The organism is Acidovorax delafieldii 2AN (genome assembly GCF_000175235.1).
Taxonomy (GTDB): Bacteria; Pseudomonadota; Gammaproteobacteria; order Burkholderiales; family Burkholderiaceae_C; genus Acidovorax; species Acidovorax delafieldii_B.
In genome coordinates this window covers 1-7,432 of sequence record NZ_ACQT01000181.1, presented here as the reverse complement: position 1 = coordinate 7,432, position 7,432 = coordinate 1, and the positions used below count along the sequence as shown (strand labels likewise).

Annotated in this window: 5 protein-coding genes and 1 pseudogene; all 6 read left to right on the top strand. The window is 67.6% G+C overall.

All coding sequences use genetic code 11. The annotated features are described in order from the left end of the window. Nucleotides 1-207: 207 nt before the first annotated feature. Nucleotides 208-696 (top strand): tripartite tricarboxylate transporter TctB family protein, encoded by a 489-nt coding sequence (locus ACDELDRAFT_RS16895; RefSeq protein WP_005799072.1) that lies wholly within the window; start codon nucleotides 208-210, stop codon nucleotides 694-696. Between the two features lie 15 nt (nucleotides 697-711). Further along, nucleotides 712-2,223, top strand: coding sequence for a tripartite tricarboxylate transporter permease (locus ACDELDRAFT_RS16890; RefSeq protein ID WP_005799068.1), 1,512 nt, complete (start codon nucleotides 712-714; stop codon nucleotides 2,221-2,223). A gap of 132 nt (nucleotides 2,224-2,355) precedes the next feature. Beyond that, complete coding sequence (locus ACDELDRAFT_RS16885; RefSeq protein ID WP_005799066.1) at nucleotides 2,356-3,651, top strand: DUF3422 family protein; 1,296 nt, start codon at nucleotides 2,356-2,358, stop codon at nucleotides 3,649-3,651. A 45-nt stretch (nucleotides 3,652-3,696) separates the two neighbouring features. Continuing rightward, on the top strand, nucleotides 3,697-5,319 hold the full coding sequence (locus ACDELDRAFT_RS16880; protein WP_005799065.1) for a gamma-glutamyltransferase family protein: 1,623 nt from the start codon (nucleotides 3,697-3,699) through the stop codon (nucleotides 5,317-5,319). A gap of 29 nt (nucleotides 5,320-5,348) precedes the next feature. Beyond that, nucleotides 5,349-6,279 (top strand): annotated as a pseudogene (locus ACDELDRAFT_RS16875) (DMT family transporter). Between the two features lie 270 nt (nucleotides 6,280-6,549). Then, the gene (locus ACDELDRAFT_RS16870; protein WP_005799061.1) at nucleotides 6,550-7,377 is read left to right on the top strand and encodes an SDR family oxidoreductase; all 828 of its coding nucleotides are present in this window, start codon (nucleotides 6,550-6,552) and stop codon (nucleotides 7,375-7,377) included. The last annotated feature ends 55 nt before the right edge of the window (nucleotides 7,378-7,432 follow it).

Here is a 7,432-nt window from a genome sequence, read left to right as displayed (position 1 = left end):
CGCCTGGCCGGCGCGCTGCGCGTGGCCGAGGGGCTCACGACGCTCGACGAGGTGGTGGCGGCCACACCGCCGCTGGACTAATTCTGCTATTGGGGCGCCGGGTCTGCGGCGCCCGCGAGTGTGTCCGGATGTAGGTGGAATCCACATCGACCGGCGGTGACATTCACCGCACAATCGTTCGGTCGAGATTCCGTCAAGGAGACATTCGTGAAAATCAAGAGTCAGAAAGACTTTTTTGCCGGCCTCATGTTCATGGGCATCGGCGTGGCCTTCGCGTGGGGTGCCACAACCTACAACGTGGGCAATGGCGCCCGCATGGGTCCGGGCTATTTCCCCCTGATGCTGGGGATCCTGCTGGCCCTCATCGGCAGCGTCATCACCTTCAAGGCCACCGTGGTGGAAACCGTGGACGGGGAAAAGATCGGCAAGTGGGCCTGGAAGCCGCTGTTCTTCATCCTGGCCGCCAACTTCGCCTTCGGCATCCTGCTGGGCGGCCTGCCCAGCCTGGGTATCCCGGCCATGGGCCTCATCGTCGGCATCTATGCACTGACCTTCATTGCCAGCCTGGCTGGCAACGAGTTCAACGCCAAGGCCGTGTTCGTGCTGTCGACCGTGCTGGCCGTCGGCAGTTATGTGGCATTCGTCTGGGCGCTCAAGCTGCAGTTCCCTGTGTGGCCGAGTTTCATCACGGGTTGAGCAGGAGCACCGACCATGGATCTGATTAACAACCTCTCGCTGGGTTTTGGCGTCGCGTTCACGTTCCAGAACCTGATCTACTGCTTTGTCGGCTGCCTGCTGGGTACGCTGATCGGCGTGCTGCCTGGCATCGGCCCCGTGGCCACCATCGCCATGCTGCTGCCAGCCACCTACGCACTGCCCCCCGTGGCTGCGCTGATCATGCTGGCCGGTATCTATTACGGCGCGCAATACGGTGGCTCCACCACCGCCATCCTGGTGAACCTGCCGGGCGAATCGTCGTCGGTGGTGACCGTGATCGACGGCTACCAGATGGCGCGCAAGGGGCGGGCGGGGCCGGCGCTGGCGGCGGCGGGCTTGGGCTCGTTCTTTGCCGGTTGCGTGGGCACGCTGATTCTGGCGGCCTTTGCGCCGCCGCTGACCGAAGTGGCCTTCAAGTTCGGCCCGGCCGAATACTTCTCGCTGATGGTGCTGGGCCTGATCGGTGCCGTGGTGCTGGCCTCGGGCTCGCTGCTCAAGGCCGTGGCCATGATTGTGCTGGGCCTGCTGATGGGCCTGGTGGGCACCGACGTGAATTCGGGCGTGGCCCGCTTCAGCTTCGACATTCCCGAGCTGACCGACGGCATCGGCTTCGTGACCATCGCCATGGGTGTGTTCGGCTACGGCGAAATCATTGCCAATCTTTCGCGCCCCGATGAAGACCGCGAGGTGTTCACGGCCAAGGTCGAGGGGCTGTTCCCCACCAAGGAAGATTTCAAGCGCATGATCCCCGCGGTGCTGCGCGGCACGGCCCTGGGCTCGGCCCTGGGTATCCTGCCCGGCGGCGGCGCGCTGCTGGCGGCTTTCGCGGCCTACACGGTCGAGAAGAAGACCAAGCTGCATCCTGGCGAAGTGCCTTTCGGCCAGGGCAACATCCGCGGCGTGGCATCGCCCGAGTCGGCCAACAACGCCGGTTCGCAGACCTCCTTCATTCCGCTGCTGACGCTGGGCATTCCGCCCAACGCCGTGATGGCGCTGATGGTGGGTGCCATGACGATCCACAACATCCAGCCTGGCCCCCAGGTGATGACCAGCAACCCCGAGCTGTTCTGGGGCCTGATCGCCTCGATGTGGATCGGCAATGCCATGCTGGTGATCCTGAACCTGCCGCTCATCGGTATCTGGATCAAGCTGCTCACCGTGCCTTACCGCTGGCTGTACCCCTCCATCGTGCTGTTCTGCGCGGTGGGCGTGTACTCCACCAACAACAACACCTTCGACATCTGGATGGTGGGCGCGTTTGGCCTGATCGGTTACCTCTTCCACAAGCTGGGCACCGAACCCGCGCCGCTGCTGCTGGGCTTCATCCTGGGCCCGATGATGGAAGAAAACCTGCGCCGTGCGCTGCTGCTGTCGCGTGGCGACTGGAGCGTGTTCGTCACGCGTCCGCTGTCGGCCGGCCTGCTGGCGGCTGCTGCGCTGCTGCTTGTCATCGTGCTGCTGCCCGCCGTGAAGAACAAGCGCGAGGAAGCCTTCGTCGAGGACTGACCCGCTCCCCCTGGCCCCGCCGCGTGCGGGGCACGGCATGCACAACGGCACCTTCGGGTGCCGTTGTTTTTTGGGCAAGCGCGCCGGTGGAAACGCGCGGTGCGCGGTACACAATGGCGCACCGAGGTCCGCATGCCACCACCCAACCGTCCCACGCAGCACCCGCACCGGGCCCTGCTGCACAACGAGATCCACGCCCGCCCGCCCGAGGCCCTGGCGGCGCCGCTGGCCATTGCCCACATCGTCATGCTGGCCGATGCCGCGGGCCGTGAAGCCAGCCGCGCGCACGTGGCGGCGCTGCTGCGCGACCACCACATGGCGCTGCCCGACGCGCAGACCACGCACCTGCGCATGGATTTCGGCGCGTTCCGCATCCGGTGGGAGCTGCACACCGAATTCGTGTCCTGGACCTTCATGGTGCCCACCCCCGCCGAGGCCTTTGGCGAGCGCGAGCCCGCCAGCGCCGTTGATGCGGTGCCGCGCGAATGGCTGGCGGCGCTGCCGGGCCAGTGCCTGTGCAGCCTGAACCTGTGGGTGCTGCCCACGCACACCTTCGGCTCGGGCTCGCTGGTCAAGCATGTGCTGCACGAAGACACGCTCGTGGCCTCCACCGTGGCCGACGGGCACGGCGAGGTGTACACCGACTTCGCCATCCATGCCGACGGTTTCTCGCGCATGGTGCTGCTGGCGGGGGGCATGACGCCGCGCCGCCTGGGCCGCCTGGTGCAGCGCCTGCTCGAGATCGAGACCTACCGCATGGCCGCGCTGCTGGGCCTGCCTGCCGCACGCGAGGCCGCCACGGTGCTGGCCTTTGCCGAGCGCGAATTGGCCGAACTGGCCGATGCCATCCGCACCGCCAACCGCGATGCCGAACCCGCGCTGCTTGACCGGCTGACCCGGCTGGCCGGGCAGGTCGAGAGCCAGTACGCCGCCACGCATTCGCGGTTCTCGGCCAGCACGGCCTACTTTGAACTGGTGGACCGCCGCATCCAGGACATCGCCGAGTCGCGCCTGGCGGGCATGCAGACCATCGGCGAGTTCATGGACCGCCGGCTCACACCCGCGCGCAGCACCTGTGAATGGGCCACGCGGCGGCAGGATGCGCTCTCGCAGCGCGTCTCGCGCATGAGCAACCTGCTGCGCACGCGCGTCGAGATCGAGCAGCAGCAAAGCAGCCAGGCCCTGCTGGCCACCATGAACCAGCGCCAGGACTTGCAGCTCAAGCTGCAGTCCACGGTGGAAGGCCTTTCGGTGGCGGCCATCACCTACTACATCGTGGGGCTGGTCAGCTACCTGGCCAAGGGCGCGCAGAAGCTGGGCTGGCCGCTGTCGCCCGAGACCACGGCGGCGGTGGCGATACCGGTGGTGGCATTCAGCGTGTGGTGGTCGCTGCGCCGCATGCACCACAGGATGTTCCGCGCACACTGACCCTCCGCCCGCAGCGGGCCGGGGCATGCGGCCGATAATGGCCGCATGCCATTCAGCTACTCCTCCTCCTACGCCAGCACCCGCCTGCCGGTGTTTGCGCGCAATCTGTGTTCCACCTCGCACCCCCTGGCGGCACAGGCGGGTTTGCGCATGCTGCAGCAGGGCGGCAACGCGGTCGATGCGGCCGTGGCCGCCGCCGCGGCGATGACCCTGTGCGAGCCCGTCAGCAACGGCCTGGGCAGCGACGCGTTCTGCATCCTGTGGGATGGGCAGGCGCTGCATGGCCTGAACGCATCGGGCCGTGCGCCACAGGCGTGGACGCCGGAGTATTTCCATCGCCGTTATGGCACGGGGGCCGCCACGCCACCCCGGCGGGGTATCGATTCGGTCACGGTGCCCGGTGCCGTGAGCGCGTGGGTGGCGCTGTCGGAGCGCTTTGGCAAGCTGCCCTTTGCCGACCTCATGGCACCGGCCATCGAGATCGCCGAGCGTGGCTACCTGGTGCCCGTGGTGGTGCAGCAGAAGTGGGCCGCTGCCGTGCCCGAGCTGCAGTCGCAGCCCGGCTTCGCGCAGAGCTTCATGCCCTGGGGGCGCGCGCCGCAAGTGGGCGAGCTGTTCCAGTTTCCGGCCGCGGCCCGGGCCCTGCGCGCCATTGGCGCCACGCGCGGCGAAGCCTTCTACACCGGCGAGATCGCCCAGGCCATGATTGCCTTTGCGCAGGCCCAGGGCGGCAGCCTGAGCTTGGCGGACCTGGCTGCGCACCGTCCCGAATGGGTGGCGCCCATTGCCCGCAACTACCGCGGCTACACGCTGCACGAGATCCCGCCCAACGGCCAGGGCATTGCCGCGCTGATCGCGCTGGGCATCCTGGAACAGTTCGATCTGGCGAGCCTGCCGGTGGATGGGCCCGAGGCCCAGCACCTGCAGATCGAGGCCATCAAGCTGGCGTTTGCCGATGTGTACCGCTACGTGGCCGAGCCATCGTCCATGGAGGTGACCCCCGCGCAAATGCTCGATGACAGCTACCTCGCATCCCGTGCCAGACTCATCGCCATGAACAAGGCGCAGGATTTTGGTGCGGGCAACCCGGTCAAGGGCGGCACCATCTACCTCACGGCCGCTGACGAGAACGGCATGATGGTGAGCTTCATCCAGAGCAACTACCAGGGCTTTGGCTCGGGTTGCGTGGAGCCCACCTTCGGCATCAGCCTGCAGAACCGCGGCTTTGGCTTCAGCACCGATCCGGCCGGCGCCAACCGCGCCAACCTGGTGGCGCCGGGCAAGCGCCCCTTCCACACCATCATCCCGGCCTTCCTCACAAAGGACGGCCAGCCCGTGATGAGCTACGGCGTGATGGGCGCCAACATGCAGCCCCAGGGCCACATGCAGACGCTGGTGCGCATGATCGACCACGGCCAGAACCCGCAGATGGCCTGCGACGCGCCGCGCTGGCGCTTCAACGCGGGGCTGTCGCTCAACGTCGAGGCGTCGATGCCTGCGGCCACGGTGCAGGGCTTGCAGGCGCTGGGGCACCGCACGGAGGTGCTGCAGGATTCCTACCAGGACTTCGGTGCCGGCCAGTTCATCTGGCGCATGGGCGATCCCCAGGTGCACGGCTATCTGGCGGCCAGCGATGCACGGCGCGATGGCCTGGCGGCCGGTTTCTGACGGCGTTCAGAGCGAGTTTTTAGTCAAAAGTGTCCAAAGTCCAATCCCATCAAGCGCAAGCAGCTAGAAAAAACGTAGCAACCGGCCTGGCGCTGGCATTCTTTGGCGCCATCGCTTTCAGTGGCAAGGCCATCATCGTGAAGCTCGCGTACCGCTACGGGGTGGATGCGGTCACGCTCATCATGTACCGCATGCTGTTCGCGCTGCCCATCTTTGCCGTGATGGCATGGTGGGCCAGCCGGGGCAAGCCGCCGCTCTCGCGCCGCGATTGGCTGGGCGTGGCGGGCCTCGGCGTCACGGGCTACTACTTGGCCAGCTTTCTCGACTTTGCCGGGCTGGCCTACATCAGCGCCAGCCTGGAGCGGCTCATCCTGTACCTCAACCCCACGCTCGTGATGGCGCTGGGCTGGCTGCTGTATGGCCGCAGCATCCGCTGGGGCCAGGCGCTGGGCATGGCCATCAGCTACTGCGGGGTGGTGCTGGTGTTTGGCCTGGAGGCGCAATTGCAGGGGGCCGACGCGGCCTGGGGTGCGCTGCTGGTGTTTCTGAGCGCCGCCAGCTACGCCGTCTACATGGTCTACAGCGGCGAGATGGTGCAGCGCATCGGCTCGCTGCGGCTGGTGGGCCTGGCCACCACCGTGGCGTGCCTGTGCTGCCTGCTGCAGTTCGTGCTGGTGCGCCCCCTGAGCGCGGCGGCGGTCGCGCCCGAGGTGGTCTGGCTGTCGGTGCTCAACGCCACCCTGTGCACGGCGGTGCCGGTGCTCATGGTGATGATGGCGATCGAGCGCATCGGGGCCGGCATGGCCGCGCAGACCGGCATGGTTGGCCCGCTGTCCACCATCCTGATGGGGGGTGTGGATTCTGGGCGAGCCCTTCACGCTGTGGGTGGCGGCGGGCACCGCGCTGGTGATCTCGGGCATCTTTGTCTTCACGCGCATGTCGCGGCCCCGCACGCATTAGGCGCTGGCGCGGGTCTGGTGCGGCCGCTGCAGCCGCCACCGGCATCGGCATCGGCACTCTGCGGTACAGCGGATGGCGCCGCGCCCTTGCCATGCCTTGCCAGGCACCGCTCGCGCCCGGCCTTGCCGTACAGCGCCCGAGCCTCTCTGGTGCCCTCGGGCTGCAATCCGAGCGGGTGGCAGGGGCACCGGCGTGCCAGGGCCTGGCGCCCGCGGGGCCCACTTATGATTTGGAACGGCTGCACGTCGCGGCCAGCAATCGGGAGTTTTTATGGATCTGGGTATCGCGGGCAAGTGGGCGCTGGTGTGCGGCGCCAGCAAGGGGCTGGGGTTTGGCTGCGCGCAGGCGCTGGTGCGGGAGGGCGTGAACGTGGTCATCAATGCGCGCAATGCCGATGCGCTGCAATTGGCTGCTTCCAAACTGATAGCTATCGGCGCCGATGCTGCAAGCGCCAGGGGCCAGAAGGGCGCTCCTGCCGTGCTCACCGTGGCCGCTGACATCACCACCCCCGAGGGACGGGCCGCCGTTTTTGCGGTGCCTGGCGGGCCGGAGCGCGACTTCGACATCGTGGTCACCAACGCCGGTGGCCCGCCACCCGGAGACTTCCGCGACTGGGATCGCGATGCCTGGATCAAGGCGGTGGACGCCAACATGCTCACCCCCATTGAACTGATCAAGGCCACGGTGGACGGCATGGCCGCCCGGGGGTTCGGCCGCATCGTCAACATCACCTCCAGCGCGGTGAAGGCGCCCATCGACATCCTGGGCCTCTCGAACGGCGCCCGCAGCGGGCTCACTGGCTTCGTGGCCGGCGCGGCGCGCAGCAAGATCGCGGGCCAGGGCGTCACGCTCAACAACCTGCTGCCCGGCAAGTTCGACACCGACCGCCTCAACACCACGATGGGCGCGGCCGCCACCAAGACCGGCAAGAGCCTGGAGGACGTGCGCCGCGCGCAGCAGGCGCAGATTCCGGCCGGCCGCTTCGGCACGCCCGAAGAGTTCGGCGCCATCTGCGCCTTCCTGTGCAGCGTGCCAGCGGGCTATATCACCGGCCAGAACGTGCTGGCCGATGGCGGTGCCTACCCGGGCGCCTACTGATCCATCGATCCATACGCGGCTTCGGCGGCGGCCCCTTCGGGGCGCTGGCGCCGCC

What these genes read in the sequence shown, in the direction of transcription:
- ACDELDRAFT_RS16890 (WP_005799068.1), top strand. Translation starts at nt 712, where the DNA reads ATGGATCTGATTAACAACCTCTCGCTGGGTTTTGGCGTCGCGTTCACG.
- ACDELDRAFT_RS16885 (WP_005799066.1), top strand. Translation starts at nt 2,356, where the DNA reads ATGCCACCACCCAACCGTCCCACGCAGCACCCGCACCGGGCCCTGCTG.
- ACDELDRAFT_RS16880 (WP_005799065.1), top strand. Translation starts at nt 3,697, where the DNA reads ATGCCATTCAGCTACTCCTCCTCCTACGCCAGCACCCGCCTGCCGGTG.
- ACDELDRAFT_RS16870 (WP_005799061.1), top strand. Translation starts at nt 6,550, where the DNA reads ATGGATCTGGGTATCGCGGGCAAGTGGGCGCTGGTGTGCGGCGCCAGC.